This is a genomic window from Candidatus Melainabacteria bacterium (assembly GCA_003963305.1).
Lineage (GTDB): Bacteria > Cyanobacteriota > Vampirovibrionia > Obscuribacterales > Obscuribacteraceae > PALSA-1081.
The window spans coordinates 192,940-209,779 of the sequence record RXJR01000018.1; the positions used below are offsets into that span (position 1 = coordinate 192,940).

Annotated in this window: 12 protein-coding genes; 7 read left to right on the top strand and 5 right to left on the bottom strand. The window is 49.8% G+C overall.

What is annotated here, in order from left to right; genetic code table 11:
* Position 1: 1 nt before the first annotated feature.
* The 3 genes from EKK48_18270 to EKK48_18280 are packed head-to-tail and all read left to right on the top strand — an operon-like array spanning position 2 to position 4,260.
* Entirely contained in the window at positions 2-1,510 is a 1,509-nt protein-coding gene (locus EKK48_18270) for a polyamine aminopropyltransferase (protein ID RTL39815.1), read from the top strand.
* Positions 1,494-3,134 (top strand): FAD-dependent oxidoreductase, encoded by a 1,641-nt coding sequence (locus EKK48_18275; GenBank protein RTL39816.1) that lies wholly within the window; start codon positions 1,494-1,496, stop codon positions 3,132-3,134. Before EKK48_18270 ends, EKK48_18275 begins: the two co-directional genes overlap by 17 nt.
* Before the next feature lie 13 nt (positions 3,135-3,147).
* Positions 3,148-4,260: a hypothetical protein gene (locus EKK48_18280; protein ID RTL39817.1), complete on the top strand. Its 1,113-nt coding sequence runs from the start codon at positions 3,148-3,150 to the stop codon at positions 4,258-4,260.
* A gap of 79 nt (positions 4,261-4,339) precedes the next feature.
* On the opposite strand, the gene EKK48_18285 is transcribed toward EKK48_18280, so the two are convergent.
* Positions 4,340-5,503 (bottom strand): two pore domain potassium channel family protein, encoded by a 1,164-nt coding sequence (locus EKK48_18285; protein ID RTL39818.1) that lies wholly within the window; start codon positions 5,501-5,503, stop codon positions 4,340-4,342.
* 79 nt (positions 5,504-5,582) lie between these two features.
* Between EKK48_18285 and EKK48_18290 the strand changes: the two genes are divergently transcribed.
* The gene (locus tag EKK48_18290) at positions 5,583-6,062 is read left to right on the top strand and encodes a hypothetical protein (protein RTL39819.1); all 480 of its coding nucleotides are present in this window, start codon (positions 5,583-5,585) and stop codon (positions 6,060-6,062) included.
* Positions 6,063-6,212: 150 nt separating this feature from the next.
* Positions 6,213-6,440 carry a hypothetical protein gene (locus EKK48_18295; protein RTL39914.1) on the top strand — a complete coding sequence of 76 codons (228 nt, stop codon included), beginning with the start codon at positions 6,213-6,215 and terminating at the stop codon, positions 6,438-6,440.
* A gap of 924 nt (positions 6,441-7,364) precedes the next feature.
* On the opposite strand, the gene EKK48_18300 is transcribed toward EKK48_18295, so the two are convergent.
* The 4 genes from EKK48_18300 to EKK48_18315 all read right to left on the bottom strand — a co-directional run bounded on the left by EKK48_18300 (position 7,365) and on the right by EKK48_18315 (position 12,748).
* The gene (locus EKK48_18300) at positions 7,365-8,771 is read right to left on the bottom strand and encodes a cysteine--tRNA ligase (protein ID RTL39820.1); all 1,407 of its coding nucleotides are present in this window, start codon (positions 8,769-8,771) and stop codon (positions 7,365-7,367) included.
* 75 nt (positions 8,772-8,846) lie between these two features.
* Positions 8,847-10,325 carry a glutamate--tRNA ligase gene (locus tag EKK48_18305; protein RTL39821.1) on the bottom strand — a complete coding sequence of 493 codons (1,479 nt, stop codon included), beginning with the start codon at positions 10,323-10,325 and terminating at the stop codon, positions 8,847-8,849.
* A 219-nt stretch (positions 10,326-10,544) separates the two neighbouring features.
* The gene (locus EKK48_18310) at positions 10,545-10,952 is read right to left on the bottom strand and encodes a septal ring lytic transglycosylase RlpA family protein (GenBank protein ID RTL39915.1); all 408 of its coding nucleotides are present in this window, start codon (positions 10,950-10,952) and stop codon (positions 10,545-10,547) included.
* A 1,037-nt stretch (positions 10,953-11,989) separates the two neighbouring features.
* Entirely contained in the window at positions 11,990-12,748 is a 759-nt protein-coding gene (locus tag EKK48_18315) for a YebC/PmpR family DNA-binding transcriptional regulator (GenBank protein ID RTL39822.1), read from the bottom strand.
* A 389-nt stretch (positions 12,749-13,137) separates the two neighbouring features.
* Here EKK48_18315 and EKK48_18320 point away from each other — a divergent pair, with 389 nt between their 5' ends.
* Together EKK48_18320 and EKK48_18325 are read left to right on the top strand one after the other, a co-directional pair.
* The gene (locus EKK48_18320; GenBank protein ID RTL39823.1) at positions 13,138-14,985 is read left to right on the top strand and encodes a tetratricopeptide repeat protein; all 1,848 of its coding nucleotides are present in this window, start codon (positions 13,138-13,140) and stop codon (positions 14,983-14,985) included.
* 57 nt (positions 14,986-15,042) lie between these two features.
* A complete protein-coding gene (locus EKK48_18325; protein ID RTL39824.1) occupies positions 15,043-16,839 on the top strand; it encodes a HAMP domain-containing protein in 1,797 nt (598 codons plus the stop codon).
* Position 16,840 lies beyond the last annotated feature (1 nt).

Below are 16,840 nucleotides of genomic sequence, written 5' to 3' on the forward strand. Positions count from 1 at the left end.
CTTGACCTATGCGCTCTTAATTACAGCGTTCGTCATTTCGACGTGCGGTTTGGTTTACGAACTCATTGCCGGTACGATTGCAAGTTACTTGCTTGGTGACTCGATTACGCAATTCTCCACCGTGATCGGGGTCTATCTGTTTTCGATGGGGATTGGCTCCTTTTTATCCCGTTACATCGAGAAAAACGTTGCTCTTACATTTGTTCAGGTGGAGCTGCTAATCGGTCTGATTGGCGGATCTTCAGCCTCGATTTTGTTTCTGCTCTTTGAGCATGTTGATAATTTCAGGATTTTGCTTTACAGCCTGGTGTCAATCATCGGCATTCTGATCGGGCTAGAAATTCCTCTGTTGATGCGCATTCTAAAAGAGCGTCTGGACTTCAAAGAGTTGGTGTCCCAGGTCTTCACGTTTGACTATATTGGCGCACTGCTTGCGTCCCTGCTCTTCCCCTTGATTCTGGTTCCTTATTTGGGACTGATACGCACTTCCTTCTTGTTTGGTTTGTTCAACCTGGGTGTTGCGATCTGGACGATACGTATTTTTCGCGATCAACTGCCCTGGAAAATGTCGCTGCAAACCACTGCTTTTCTGCTGGTCATCGCTCTTGTTGCGGGTTTCGCCTTCTCGGATAAGCTGACTGGAATCGCTGAGGCATCGGCTTATCCGGATCCCGTTATTTATTCTACAAATACTCCCTACCAGCGTATTGTCATCACAGGTAATACCAAAGATCTGCGCTTGTTCCTGAACGGGAACTTGCAATTCAGCTCGCGCGATGAGTACAGATATCACGAGGCGCTTGTTCATCCAGCCATGGCAAGCATGAACAATCCGCAGGATATTCTCGTTCTGGGCGGTGGCGACGGATTGGCTGTGCGTGAGTTGTTGAAGTATCCTTCTGTTCGTTCCATAACGCTGGTCGATCTGGATAAACGCATGATCGATCTTTTCAAGGAGCAAGAGTTGCTTACCCGCTTGAATGGCGGCTCTTTGAACAATCCAAAAGTGAATGTGATTATCAATGATGCTTTTGTCTGGCTTAGAACCACAAAACAGAAGTTCGACCTGGCGATTGTCGATTTTCCAGACCCGAGTAACTATTCGCTTGGGAAGCTCTATAGCGATACTTTCTACAAGGCTCTGAAGGGAGCGCTCAAGCCTGATGGGATGGTTGTTGTTCAGAGCACCTCGCCCTACTATGCTAAGAATTCATTCTGGTGCGTCGATAAAACCCTTGCATCTGTCGGTTTTCATACGACTCCGTATCATGCTTATGTGCCTTCTTTCGGTGATTGGGGCTATGTTATCGCTTCTCTCGAACCTTTCAAGCCGGCTGAAGAGAAGCGTTATCCGGCCGGCTTGAGATATGTTTCGGATGCGACTGTTGCGCAAATGCTGTGCTTTGCCCGAGACATGCTGCCTACTGTGAGCAGTGTGAATCGATTGAACAATCAATCTCTTGTTCATCTTTTCGAGTCTGAGTGGAGCGAATATGTCGATGCCCATTAGCCGGGCCACCTTTCTCAAAGGGCTGGCCGGATGCGGTATCGCGGCTTTCGTCGGCAGAAGCTATTTTGACTGGATTCATGCCGATCCTAAGTTTCCCTGTCGCATGCTCGGACCCTCGAAAGAGCTGGGGCATTTGTTACGCGACTCGATGGATTCGCTCAAGATTCCCACATCACCACCATCAACGCACTGCAAAGTGACAATTGTCGGAGGCGGCATGGCTGGGCTTTCAGCTGGGTGGTGGTTGCAAAAGCAGGGGCTGTCGGATTTTGTTGTGCTTGATCTCGAACACGATGTCGGAGGTAATTCATCCTGCGGAAAAAATGACTTTGGTTCGTATCCCTGGGGCGCTCATTATGTGCCGATTTGCAATCCTGAGTCGGTCTATGTGCGTGAATTTTTCGAAGAGCTGAATATAATTCAGGGGCACAACGACGCCGGGTTGGCAATCTATGACGAGCTGATGCTCTGTCACGAGCCTCAGGAGCGACTGTGGAAAGATGGCTCCTTCCATGACGGGCTCGTGCCCAAGCGAGGCTTGCAGCCGGATGAGAATGAAGATATTGCGCGCTTTTTCAAAACGGTGATTGACCTGCGCGGTGCCACCGGTAGTGATGGCAAATTGGCTTTCGCCATTCCGCTTGATTTGAGTTCGCAAGATGAAAAATTCCTTCGTCTCGATGGAATCTCCATGGAAGAGTGGCTTGACGACAATAAGTTCAATACGAAGCCGTTGCGGTGGTACGTCAACTATTGTTGCCGTGACGACTATGGGTCTACTTTGAAGAATGTTTCGGCCTGGGCGGGGCTGCACTATTTTGTGGGAAGGCGCGGTGTGTCGGCTAATTCTGAGCCTAATGCGGTGATAACCTGGCCGCAGGGCAATGGTTATCTGGTTGAGAAGCTCAAGGGAAAGCTTAAGAAACAAATCGAGACTGGAGCAATGGTTGTTCGGGTTGAGCCTGTGGAAGGCAAAGTCGTAACCACTGTTATGGATGCGAAGAGTCGCGAGTTTCGTGCTGTTTCATCGGATTATGTTATTTTTGCCGCGCCACGATTCGTCGCGGACAGAGTTGTCGTCGGTCAAAAATTTTCCCATCAGCACGCCTTGAATTATGCACCGTGGATGGTAGCAAACATTACTCTCAAGGGTTTGCCTGATGCTCGCGGACTCGCTCCTGCTTGGGATAACGTCAGCTATTACAGTGACTCTCTTGGTTACGTTATGGCTAATCATCAGGATATTACGACTAGAGCTAAATCGTGCGTTATTACTTATTACTATCCACTTTCGGACCAGGAGCCACGGGAGGCGCGACGGGCGCTGTACAGCTCGACGCCCGAACACTGGTCGGAACTGATCGTTAAAGATTTGCAGAAAATGCATCCGACCATCGCCAACGAAATTGTTTCGATGGACCTGTGGCCGTGGGGGCATGGGATGATTCGCCCATCAGTCGGATTTATCTGGGGCAATGTGCGCAGGCAGATGAAAGAGAGCGCCGGGGGCGGGAGTATTATTTTTGCCCATTCAGATATGAGCGGTATGTCCAATTTTGAAGAAGCTCAATATCATGGAGTAGAGGCGGCTAAGACCGTGCTCTCCGGGTTCAAGAACGGTTAAAAAGGGACTCGTGATGCAGACCAGCCAGGCAATCTCTGCGCCGACCAGCAACGCCACACAGGCGTGGTTGTCTTCGGCTCGCTGGGATTGTCTCTGGATCATCGCGCCTGCCTTTCTCTCATCTGGGATTGTTTTGCTTCTGCGCAATCAAATTCCTGAAACTCAGAATGTGCCTCTCTGGGTCTGGGTTGGGTTTGTTCTATTGATCGACGTTGCTCATGTTTATGCAACGCTGTTCCGCACTTATTTCGATCCGCAATCTTTCGAGCGAAACAGGGGGCTTCTTCTGGCATTGCCTGCTATCGCCTGGATTGGTGGTAGCTTGCTTTATTCTATGGATGCATTATTTTTCTGGCGAGCGCTTGCGTATCTGGCAGTGTTTCACTTCATACGCCAGCAATTCGGATTTGCGGTGCTTTATTCCCGCAAAGACTCTGATCAAGTGAAGAAATACAGATGGCTTGATTGTGCTGCAATTTATATGGCCACGATTTATCCAATGCTTTATTGGCATACGAATATGCCGCGAAACATTTCCTGGTTTGTTGCCGGTGATTTTGTCGAAAACGTTCCCGAGATTGTTGGGCAAGTCGGGCTTGGTGTCTATGTTTTGGTAGCTGTTCTGTACGTCGTCAAAGAAATTTTCTTTGGAATCAAGAACAGATTTTTCAATATTCCCAGAAACCTGTTGATTGCTGGTACTGCTATCAGTTGGTGGACAGGAATCATCACATTCAACTCTGATATGGCGTTTACGATTACAAATGTAGTCAGTCACGGTGTTCCATACATGGCGCTTATATGGCTGTATCATCACAAAGATGCTGCTGAAAGCACCCAAAAGCTTTTTCAGAAGCGAGAGTGGGGAAAACTTCTCATCTCAAACGCTCTGATTTTCTTTGCTTTTCTGGTACTGCTCGCCTACCTCGAAGAAGGGCTATGGGACGGACTTGTCTGGCGCGAGCACTTGAGTGTCTTTGCACCATTTGCGGTATTGCCTGTGATTAATGATGGGGCGGTCCTGGCGCTTTTGATTCCATTTCTTGCGCTTCCACAGTCGACACACTATCTCCTGGATGGCTTTATCTGGCGAGTCAAGGACCGATCCGGCAATTGGTCCGCCTGACGCATGGAGCGCGCCCGTCCCGGGTGTTCAGTCGCTAACTTCCGAAGTCCATGGAGCGCGCCCGTCCCGGGTGCATCTTCTACACCTGCGGCTGAAACACGGAGTCCTCGACGCTATCTTTCACCGATATCTGGCTGATGGCAAGCTCGTGCAGCCAGGTTTGTCTAGGTAGCAGGAAGTGTTCGGACAGCGCGCGTATGTAAGGTAAATAACCCGTGCGACGCACTTTGAAAAGCTTCCACGCAAATTCCGGATCCGCCACCGTGTATCCTGCATCTTTCAAAAGCTCGATTCCGGCCTTGAATTGCTCAAACGTCAGCGTTTCGTCATTCACAACAGAAAGTCGAAAGTAACTGCAGATTGCTTTCACCGTGCTGCATGCAAGCCAGTAAAACAGCTCGGCTTCTCCATGCGAAACATCTTTGATCGTAGTTACGATCAAGGAGGATGCGTCGAGCATTGCGCCAACCACGCTAAGCCACGAGTCGGTATTGTTGGACGAGCGAAAATAAAGCAGCATCGGGTAAGCCCGATGACTCTCCAGAATGCCCGCTATCCAGCCTTCCCATTGCAAAAAATTGGTATAGAGTACAGGGAGAATGTTCAGCTCTTTGTAGCGAAGCATAATCACAAGCCCTGATGCTGGTGCGCCCGCTCTGCTTATAACTGTGTTGACCAGCTGTTCTCGCTGTTGCACGAGTGATTGCAGAGAGAATAGATAGGACACGGCCAGCGCCATGAACAGGAGTCCGCAAGTGGCTGCAGAGAGTACGACAAAGCGGGCTTTAACTCCCAGCGCGACAACATCACCAAAGCCAAGTGTGAGCACTGAAGTGCCGGCGAAGTAATATGCTTCCCAAAATGAATTGATCATTGGAGTAACGTTTAAGCGCAGGCTGTAGATAGTCAGAGCGAATCCCAATGTGAGCAGAAGTAGCCACACCAGCATGAGTGCGACGAAAACGACCGGCGCGAATGAGTCCAGCAATTCTCTGCTGTAGGGTGCCATTGGTTTCCATCGCATCAATCGTCTAAATGGCGGCCAGAGTACATCGCCGAGCAGGATTGGTGCGATTCGAAAAGTGCGCGGGCTTACTCTCGGTACAACGATGGTCTGAAAGACATCGAAGAGCACGAGGGTGACTAGTGTAATTCCTAGAATTGATTCCAGCATGTAAGAAGATTGGCTGTCGCTTAAACTCAAGTGGTTTAATATACGACAAAAGTCGGCACTGCGCATCATTTGCTTGTTTAGCCCTTAACGCGCCTAAAAATCCTTTGCTACAAGTAAGTTTGACATTAAACGGAGAATGAAGACCCTCATGAACGTTCGCAAGTTATCTACTGCTTTTGTCACTATCTGCGCCGCAGTGCAACCAGCTCTTTCCAAACCGATGGAGGCACCGACCCTGGAGGAAGCGGCGCGGAGCAACGTTGTTGTGATCGCGCAATATGTCGATTACAAGCCTTTCCTCGAACCAGTCACATATTTTGACGGCGTAATGGGGCATTATGTGGTTGAAAAAGTCTTGAAGGGAAAGCGCCCACGCGATAAGCACATCAATGTCGCCTATGCATTTCACGACGGTTCTGCTTGCTTGGCTGACAAGAATTGGAAATTCTCAGATGCAGTCATGCCGAAAAAGGAGTCAAGCTGGATTCTTTTCTTGCAGGAGCCGAACTGGAAATCCAGCACTACAGAGAACGCTTACTCGACCTATCGCGGTGATTTTGGCAGAATGCCTGCCAATGCAGCAAATATCGAAAAGGTACAGAAACTGCTATCGGCAAGCCACAACTAATGCCAATTACCAGCGACCACGATGATGGTAGTTATTGTAGTTGTTGTAGTTATTGTGTCTGCCTATGTTTGACATGACCAATCCACCAATAATGCTTAAGCCTATTGCCGCGGCGACTTGTCCGCCATTCATGTTATTTCCATAATAGCGCTGCGGTGGGCAGTAATCGCTGTAGCCGCCGCTGCTGTAATAGCGGTTGTTGTAGTTGTTGCCGTTGTAATAACTGCTATTGTAATTGCCGTTGTAATAGCTTCCGTTATAGCGGCTGTTGTTGTTGTAGTTGTCGTAGTAGCTGCCGTTGCTCGAATAGTAGCTACCGTTATTTGGATACTGGCTGTAGCGGTCGTAGTTGTTGTTGCAGTTGTCGATACGAGCTAGTTGGCGTCCGTACTGATCAACTACAGCCAGGTCGCCACGTCCTGTCTGCGAAATGTGTTCCATGGCGGAACGGTAACCCATTTGATAAGCACGTTGATCGGCTAATCTGTTTGCTTCGTTGAGAGCGCGATTGGGATCGTCATAAGTGCGGAGGATGTTCTGTGCGGTTATGGCTGCATCGCGCGTATCGCCTCGAGCCAGGTCATTAGCTAGTCTTCCGACTTGTCCATAATTTTGATTGCCGTATCCGTTGTTCAGGTACGACATGTCTTGAGGATAGCCGTTGGCGCCATTTTGATAGTAGCGGCTGTCGTAGTTGTTGTAATTATTGTAATTGTTGTAATTGTTGTATTGCATCTGCTGCAGTCGGCCAAGGTTTGCCACCGATCTGCCATAGTTGTCGACCATAGCAATGTCGCCGTCTGGTCTCTGCGTCAGGTGCAGGCGAGCATTAGGGCCGGCCATGCTGTTTGCCATTCGCAGTTCTTGTAGCACCTGCTGCGGATTCGCTTGAAGCTCATATCGAATCACGTTTGCCGCGTCTTGCGCATTGCCTGACCGCATGTCCTGGGCAATTCGGTAAACTTCACGCTCGCTCATGGAAAGCTCCTTCCTTGGCTGACGACCAATAGGGTTCTTGCGAACTGATGGTGTCAGTCGGTTGTTGATTATTACGCTGAAGCAGGGATGTCTTAAACTTTTTGGTTCTCGACTATTACACGATACTCCTTAGCGGCACGTATTAAAATCGCAAAAACACGAAGTCAAACCAAAAATAGTGGGAGATCTACGAAGAAAAACCCAAAACTTCCTCTAATCTGAGTGGATTTCAGTCAGGACTGGCTAGCCCTGTCCGGTTGCAAGTGCTTCCCAGACTCCATGGCGGCAGTGGTATCCCAGGTCGCTAGGCTCTTTCCCAGGTCGCTAGGTTCTTTCCCAGGTCGCGCCACCGGGAGCATCCATAACATTAATACCGAGCTCGGCGAGTTCTTTGCGGATCAGGTCCGAGGTCGCATAGTCTTTATTCTCTCGGGCGTTCTTGCGAAGCTGAAGAACAAGCTCCATAACGCCTTTAGCGGTTTCCGGCTCAATTTCGTTGCGGGTGTCAGCCAGCGTGAAGCCCAGAACTTTTGCCAGTTTAACAAGCGCCCCAGCGTAAGCTTTCTGCTCGGTTGCATCCTTGGTCTGGAAAACTTTGTCAGCCAGACTAAAAAGAACGGTTATGGCTACGGCCGTGTTGAAGTCGTTATCCATTGCTTCTGAAAATTGCTTTTCAGCATCAGCGATTGCTGCCTGAACCTTGCTTGGCACGTCGCCGTTTTGATCGACGTCGCTGTGCAAAGCTGCTGCACGAACCAGTCGCAGCACAGCTGATTTAGCCGCAGCTAAACTATCAGCCGTGAAATCGATTGGATTGCGATAATGCGTCTGCAAGACCAGCAAGCGCAGAGTGTCGGCGGAATAGTTCTGCAAAAGGTCTTTGATTGTTTTGTAATTGCCGAGCGATTTCGACATTTTTTCCGCGCTGACCTGCACGAAACTGTTGTGCATCCAGTATTTTGCAAGACTTTTGTCGAACAAAGATTCTGATTGCGCAATTTCGTTTTCGTGATGAGGAAAGACCAGGTCTTCGCCGCCGCCATGAATGTCGATGGTTTCGCCAAGCACGTTGCGTATCATCGTAGAGCACTCGAGGTGCCAGCCCGGACGACCATATCCCCAGGGGCTCGGCCAGCCCAGTTCGGATTGATTAGCACTTTTCCACAACGCAAAGTCGACTGGATTCTTCTTGATCGTGGCAAGTTCATCCTGATTGCGCACCTGTTCGCGCGCACCACTTTGAAGCTGCTCCAAATTTTGCTTGCTTAGTTTTCCATAGTTCTTGAACGAAGCCACGTCGAAATAGACATCACCGTTTGCCTCGTATGCATGACCTGAATCGATCAGTTCTTTGACGAATTGAATCATCGGCTGAATGAATTCCGTCGCCTTGGGTTCGAAATCAGGCGGCATTACATTCAGTGCATACATGTCACGCCAGAACTCGAATGTGTACTGGCGTGATAGCTGGTCTGGACTGACTCCAACCTCTTTGGCGCGATTGATGATCTTATCGTCTACATCTGTGATGTTGCGCACAAAAGTGACTTTGTATCCGAGGAAACGCAAATATCGCTGAATTACATCCCAGACAATCGCCATACGAGCGTGTCCCAGGTGGCTCGAATCGTACACCGTCGGTCCGCACGCGTACATGCGCACGTTCTTTCCATCGAGAGGAACAAACTCTTCTTTTTTATTTGAAAGCGTGTTGAAGACTTGAAGCGCCATAAAACTAGTCCTTGGAATATTTATGCATGGGAATATCTATGCACGGCAGTGCCAGTCAGAGTTACAGATGTTGCATCAAACCTGACTACACAGATTCAAAGCCGACTCCAGCCGAGCTTTTACACGCTTTTCGCCAAGTATTGCAATCATGGCACCCAGGTCTGGCCCGTGCGTCGAGCCAGATAAAGCGACACGCAACGGCCAGTAAAGCTCTTTGCCTTTGATGGAAAGCTCTTTGCCTACCTTGTCGACAAATTTTTTGCAGGCCGGACCGTCGCTAAACGGAACATCTTTCAGCTCAGCCAGAACTTTGGAGAGAATCTTTTTGGCGTTTTCGGTGCATAGATTCTCTGTTCTGAGCGCATCTGGAATGGCGCAAGTTTCGCCGAAGTAAAAACGTGCGGCATCGTAGATTTCGTTGAGAACAGATAGTCCTGATCTGACCGAGTCAACCAACCTCTCCAGTTCTTGCTGACTGTATTCGCCTGTATTGAAATGCTTTTGCAGAAACGGAACAGCTCGTTCTGTAACTGTTTCGATTGGCAAACTGCGAATGTAGTGGCCGTTAAACCAGTTCAGGCGGTGAATGTCGAAGACCGCTGCGCTCTTGCTGACCCGATCGAGATCGAACAATTTGCTCGCTTCTTCCAGTGTGAAGATCTCTTTGGCTTCGCCGTTTTCGATCTGGGGTGTCCAGCTCATTTGGGCTAGATAGTTGACGAGCGCCTCCGGCATGTAACCGAGTTGGCGATAGTTGTCTATGTGCACTGATTCACCGTGCAAGCGCTTTGAGAGCTTGCGGTGCTCGGTATCTTGAATCAGAGCAGCATGAGCGAATACTGGGTGCTCATGCCCAAGCGCTTCGTATAGCAGGATTTGCTTGGCTGTGTTGTGGATGTGATCTTCGCCCCGGATGACGTGCGTCATTTTCATGTCGATGTCGTCGACAACGACAGCGAAGTTGTACGTCGCCGTACCGTTAGACTTGACGATCACCATGTCGCCGCCGAGATCTGCCGTGTCAACCGAGATCTCGCCTTTGATAGCGTCGTGCCATGATACTACCCGCGGTTCTTCGATTTTGAAGCGAATCATCGGGATGCGCCCCTCGTCTTCGTAGCGCTTCAAATCATGATCGCTGAGATGGCGACCGCTGTTGTCGTAGCGATGAGCTTGATTGTTGCTCTTCTGAGTTTCGCGCAGAGCTTCCAACTCCTCTGGAGTTTCATAGGCGAGATAGGCTGCGCCTTTAGCAATCAGCGAGTTAGCAATATTTTCGTAGTGATCGATTTTTTGAGTTTGGCGATATGGAGGGAAAGGACCACCGATATCCGGACCTTCGTCCCAATGGATGCCCAACCACTTCAAGCCGGCGATGATGTCTTCGGTGTGTTCCTCTTTTGAACGCACTTCGTCAGTGTCTTCTAATCGCAACACAAAAGCGCCGCTGTGACGACGTGCAAAAAGATAATTGTAAAGTGCAGTCCGCGCCGTGCCCAGGTGGAGCGTGCCAGTTGGGCTTGGAGCAATTCTGACTCGAACATGGGTAGACACTTTTCAGTACCTTTGATTGAAGTTACAAAACCAAGCAGCACATGCCACTTGTCCGCAGTCTAAAGTGATTGAATTCTAACAGAAGAGATGGTCCGCTGAGCCGGAACCAGCCCATACTCTTACGGTTCGTCACACTGTTGGCAGCGATGAGTTGCACGCGAGACGCGTGCGCTCTATGTCCGGTGCACGCGGGACGCGTGCGGTCCATTGTCGGTAAACCTAGAGTTGCGGTGTTCCGTCTGGACGTAGAACCAGGCAGTCAACAACTGCAACGCCCGAGCTGAGCATGTTCAATCGCTTGGCGGCGCCTTTGGACAAGTCGATCACTCTGTCGTTCACGAATGGTCCCCGGTCGTTGACCGAAACAACGCATGTGTCACCAGTCTTGCGGTTCATAACGAGTAGCTTAGTGCCGAATGGCAAGCTTCTATGAGCAGCAGTCAGGGCATCCTGATCAAAAGTGCTGCCGTCGGAAGTTCTGCGACCGTGGAACTTGCCGCCATACCATGAGGCGTGTCCACTGAATTTGCTGCCGATTGCTTTGGCGAAAGCCGATAAAGCTTCAATTTTGCCGGTCGATTGGGTTGGAGCGGTTGGCGCAGTCGGGGTGACAGCAACCGCAGGCATTTCGCCAGTCTTCAGAAACGAAGCTGGAACTGCCGGAACGCCCATCGCAACGCGGATTCCATTGACTAATTTCAGACTTTGCTCGAGGGGCGAACCGGACTTGTTGCCGTCCACCGTGTCTGAAACATCGAACTTCAGAACGGTTGTTCCGTCCAGCTTGACCACTGCCATATCGCCATCTTTGGCTGGCAACAGTTTGCTGGCGTCGAATTTGTCTTCATTCATCAAGTCTTTGATTTTGTCGGCCAGGTCCTCTGCCTTTTCTTCAGCGACGTGATTGTCCACATTCGCTTTATAGGTAAGGACGTCTTTACCGTTGAGAGAAACTGACGCGTATTCCGCGTTGTTTTCCTCCCAGACGTTCGAAACTACTTCTGGCTGAATGTCGGTAGCTTGTACTGCATTTGCGGGCTGTATAACGCCTAGCCCTAAGGATAATGCAACAGTTACGACGGACAGAGCAACCTTGGTTCCAGTATTCACAGATTTCACCCTATTTCTCTGGAGTTGCGACCTGCTCAACACCACTAATACAGCGGTCAATTGGCTGATCTGCTTCCCTTACGCCAAACTTTCACGGCGATTTCAGAAGCGAGGCGAAGGTTAGCAGAGGATCTCGCCGGCAGTCAAAGATCCCCTGACAAATCGAGTTTTACGGAGTCTGTGATTATTAGCCGCTTTATGGCAAATTTTTCAGTGTTGAGGGGTTGACACCTCTTCGAAACCGGCTTGACAGCTATGTTTCCGATATATCGATAAAGCTGGGCAGTGATTCGCGAGATGAGTGCCGTCTAATCTGAATGGCAAGAGAACGATGTCATGTAGAAAAAGTAACGCAGTGTAAAAAGATCTCTTAACTGCTCCTAACTCTATGTGTTTTTGCGTGTCAGTGTGGCGAGCAGTCGATAGAAAACGTATATCTGTGCGGAATTGGGAAAAGCCTCTTTGTTGCCAAGCAAAGCTTTGTCTCGGGTTACGAAACTTTGCAAATGCTTGAGCAATTTTACGCATCATGCGACGCGCTTAAATAGCCGGTTTTAGCTGATTGCTTCCGTCAGCCATTTTTCATTCATATCGAAATTGGCATAGACGTTTTGTACGTCGTCGTGATTCTCGAGTGTGTCGAGCAGCCTGAGAAGCTGTTTTGCAACGTCTTTGCTGGTCACCTCGACAGTCGAGTTGGGTGCCATTGAAACTTGTGATGACTCGATCTGGTATCCGGCTTTTTCTAAAGCAGTGCGCACAGCCTCGAGTTTGAACGGTTCACAGACGACCACAATGTAGTCATCGGCATCGGTTTCGAGATCTTCAGCACCTGCATCGACTGCAGCGGCGAGTAGTGTGTCTTCGTCAAGATTGGCTGTTTTAGCCACTTGCACTTCGCCACGTTCGACGAAATTCCAGCTCACGCTTCCCGTTGAGCCGAGATTGCCGCCAAATTTGGTGAAATAACTGCGGATATCACCTGCGGTGCGGTTGCGATTATCGGTCGTGCAGCGCACCATCACGGCTACGCCGCCTGGACCGTATCCTTCATATGTAAGTTCTTCGAAGTTGTCAGCGCTGCCTGCGCCGGTACCTTTCTCTACAGCACGTTGAATGTTGTCATTGGGAACGCCCGCGGCTTTGGCTCGTTCGATCGCCTGTCTGAGGCGGAAATTTGCAGCCGGGTCTCCGCCGCCCATTTTTGCCGACACGATTATTTCTCGTCCCATTCGCGCATAGATGGCGCCTTTCTTGACGTCAGTGACGGCTTTTTCGCGCTTGATAGTTGCCCACTTGGAATGACCGGACACGTTTTAAACCTCACATCAATGAATAAATTATCTGACGACAGTCCCGACAGTATTCTGACCTACCGTTCAATTATATGACTAAGATCTGCTTGCTCTACTTCTGTTGATTGCCATTAGGCCTGGTTCTAAAAGAGTTGAAAGCGAACTGAAAGTTGAATGCTCGCTCTCACCGTTCGAAATCCATCTATATAAGTAGGAGAATGTGAGGCAAAAAGCTTTTTCGCCGAAAAACCCTTCTTTATAAGGAATGTTCGATCTGGTTGTCGTAAGCTTTGTGACTGGCACTGGTCAAGGTCTAGCGGATATGTAAGCAGCAAGATATCCTGGCCCTTGGTAAAACTATATGATGTGCAGATATTGTCGGATGTCAGTGAGTCGTGGGAGATTTTATGCAGACTAGAATTTCGTATCTAAAGTTGGGTCTTGTAGTCGCTAGCACCCTGGCGTTGGTGCACGCGGCGCAGCCTGCTGACGCGAAGAAAGTGCTCAAGATCAAAATCGATCGCGAAGTGGTCATGGCAGATGATCTGATGCTCAAAGGAAAATACGCCGACGCGGCTGATCTCTACAGAGCCGTGGTCGGGAAGAATGCCAAAAGTGTGCCCGCTCTGGTGGGGCTTGGAATGGCCTACGCAAAGCAGTTTAAGCTCGACGCAGCCTCGGAGCAGTTCGACAAAGCACTGGCTATGGATCCTCGCAACGCCATGGCTCACAGCGGCAAAGCCATGGTGCAATTCAATCGGCTTCAGTCGTCATCAAACACCATCATCAAGAACAAGGAAGCTCTGCTTAAGAGCGCCGAAGCTGAGTGTAAGCAAGGACTTGCCATCGACCCCGGTATGCCCGAAGCGCATTACACGCTCGGCATGATCTATAAGGAACAAGGTCGTCTTGATGAGTCGGTCAGTGAATTTAAGCAAGCGACTCAGATCGACCCGCAGTATTCGGAAGCTTTTGCCGGTTTGGGCGTCGTCAAGTTGCAGCAGGGTGATTATTCTGCCGCTATGACCGCTTTCAAACAAGCGATCGCCTTGAACTCAGGCAACTCAACTGCGCACTACGGGCTTGGTACCACTTATTTGCGTCAGGGGCAGCTTGATGATGCCATCAAAGAGTTGAACACTTCTTTGTATCAAAATCCAAACAGCGCTCCAGCTCGCTTGTCTATGGGGCAGGCTTACGCTCAGCAGGGTAACACCGTTGCTGGTATCAAAGAGTTTCAAGAATCGATCCGTATCAAGCCTGAGAACCCTGATGCTTACCTGGGCATCGCTGATATTCGCGAGCAACGAGGAGACCTCGAGCACGCTATAGCAGATTTGCGATCAGGTTTGGAGATGTCGCCCAATAGTGCAACATTGCATTCGCGCGTTGCAGACAACAGCCTCAAGTTGGAAAAGCTCGATGACGCGATCAAAGAATACAGAACAGTGCTCGATCAAGATCCTAACAATGCTGTTGCAGCAAAGGGTTTGACTCGCGCTTATTACCTCAAGGCAAATAAAGAAGCTACTGGTGCTTTCTTTGTATCGAATGAGTATGAGTCAGCCAAGAAGATGATCGATCAGGCTGTAAAAATGAATCCGAACGACATGGAATTGCGCCTGGCGCAAGCTAAGCTGCGTGCCATGTCTGGTGAGAAAGTCGATCTGGCATCCATCGGTACGCCGACTAACAACGGCGAGCGCATAGCCTATGCCGAAGCCCTTCTCGCTCAGAACAAATTCAAAGATGCCGATGCGCAAATTGCGCAGGTTCTGGGCAGCGCCACTGACGCCAAGCAAACCTTCGCAGTTGCAGACCTGGCTTTGATGATCAAAGATTTGCCAAACGCAGAAGCTGCCTACAAAAAAGCCGGCACCATGCCTGGTGGTGAAGAGCGCGCCAAACGCGGTCTTGATCTGGTCTCGAGAGCCCAGGACGCCGCTAAGCAAGACTTGACCCTTGCCGACGATCTGGCACGCAAGAAACAGCTCGCCAGCGCCATCGACAAGTACCATTCTTCTATTTACGGCAATCCAAAAGTCGCCGCGGCAAGATTGGGACTTGGACAGACTCTGGAAAAATTGTCGCCTGCAGCATCTAAAGACCTGCGCGAAGCGATTGTTCAATACCGCGCCTACATCTCGCTTTCTCCTGATCTTCCGCCTAAAGAGCTCGAGAAGTTGAACAAGAAAATTGCCAATCTCGAATCTAAAGCCTATAAGCTCGAACTGAAAGAGAAGCAAGGCAAGTAGAATTGAAAGCGTCGGTGATACCGGCGCTTTTGTTTTGCCGACGCCGGAGTCATTAATTTGAGCATCAGACTGTCAATTTGGCATAAGTTGCTTTTGATTGTGTTGATTCCGCTTGGCTTCGAAGTTGCATTCGTGGCGGTGCTTGCCAATCAGTTGCAGTCGGCTCAGCAAGCCAGTGAACAGTATGAACGCTCGAAAGAGGTGCTGCTGACCTTCAACAGGGCAGAAAGTATAGTCGTGCACACAATGTCTAAACTTGTCGTGAGCGGCAGCGCTGATGCGGGGCAATTCGAGGGTGTTGATGACGCTATAGTCCAGGTGAGTATTGCGGCCGACCGCATGCAGCAATTGGTAGCCAAGTCACCTGAACTGAAAGAAGTTATGGCTCCGGTGCCGGAACTTTTTGGGTCGGCTATCCGCGGAGTTCGGCAGGCAAAGCTAGACTTTGCCAGTGGAATGCCTTCCAATGAGCAGATCCTCAGAATGCGCAAAGCAGGACTGCCGATGATGCTCGATTTCGACCAGCTTTCCAAAAATCTGATTGAAGTTGAGAAGCAGTTGAACAAAGTTGGACCGGCGGAGATTGAAAGAAAGAGAAATTCCGTCCTTATCTGGATGGTTCTCGGCACGCTTATTAGTATTGCAATTTCTCTTGGTGCTGCCTGGTTTTTCGTCAACGATATTTTGAAGAGGCTTCGTATCGTTGAAGAAAATGCTCGGCGTCTGGCAATTCGTTCACCGTTGCAAACGGTGCCGATGGGAGACGATGAGCTGGCGCGTCTTGATGAGAGTTTGCAGAGAGCAGGCGTGGTTCTTGATGATGCCAGGCGCAAGGAGCTGGCAATTCTGGATGTTGCCACCGACGTTATTTGTTCTGCCGATCGGCGCTTTCGAATCACCGCGGTTGGTGCTGCGTCGCTTCAAGCCTGGGGCTATCCCGCTGATGACTTGCTCGGATGCTCGATTTTATCTCTGCAGACAAAAGAGACTGAAGGGGCTTTTCGAGAGACTCTGGATAACATTGCCACTTCCTTGCAGAGTGCGGAATTTGAATCGCAGGTTGTTTGCAGCAACCAGGCTCTCAAGGATTTTTCCTGGAAGATAAATTGGTCGAACGAGATGCAATCGTTTTATTGCGTCGCGCATGATATCAGCGAGCGCCGCGCGGCCGATCGCATGAAGCAGCGCTTTATCGCTATTGTCAGTCACGATCTTGGTACGCCTTTATCTTCGATTTCGGCGACCTTATCAGTGATGCTTGCCGGGGCGGGGGCGCTTTCTGATGCAGCCAAGAATGTACTGAAGAAAGCAGAATCCAGCCTTGAACGACTGATGGATTTGATTCGAGACCTGTTGGATCTGGAAAAGCTGGAAGCTGGAAAAGTTGTGCTGGATAAGGGAGCTGTTAGCGCCCTCGACGTATGTACCGCTGCATGTGAATCAGTAGAATTTCTGGCGCGTTCGCTGGGAGTCAAGATAGTCAAACCCAACAATGATTCTTTGATTCTTGGTGATGAGCGGCGTTTGATCCGGGTTCTTATCAATTTGATTTCTAACGCGATCAAATTTTCACCGCGCGGTTCAGCCGTTACAGTCACAATCAAGAACCTGGGAGCACAAACGCAGATTGAAGTTATAGACCAGGGACCTGGTATTCCCGAAGAAGATCGAGATTTGATTTTCGAGAAGTTCAGGCAATCCAAATCGCAGTCTTCAGTGAAAGGTACCGGGCTGGGGCTCGCAATTGCAAAATTGATTGTCGAAGGCCACAATGGCGTCATCGGTGTCAACAGCGTCTTGCAGCAAGGCAGCACGTTTTATATACGCATCCCGAACTTCGACGAGGGTGAGTAAC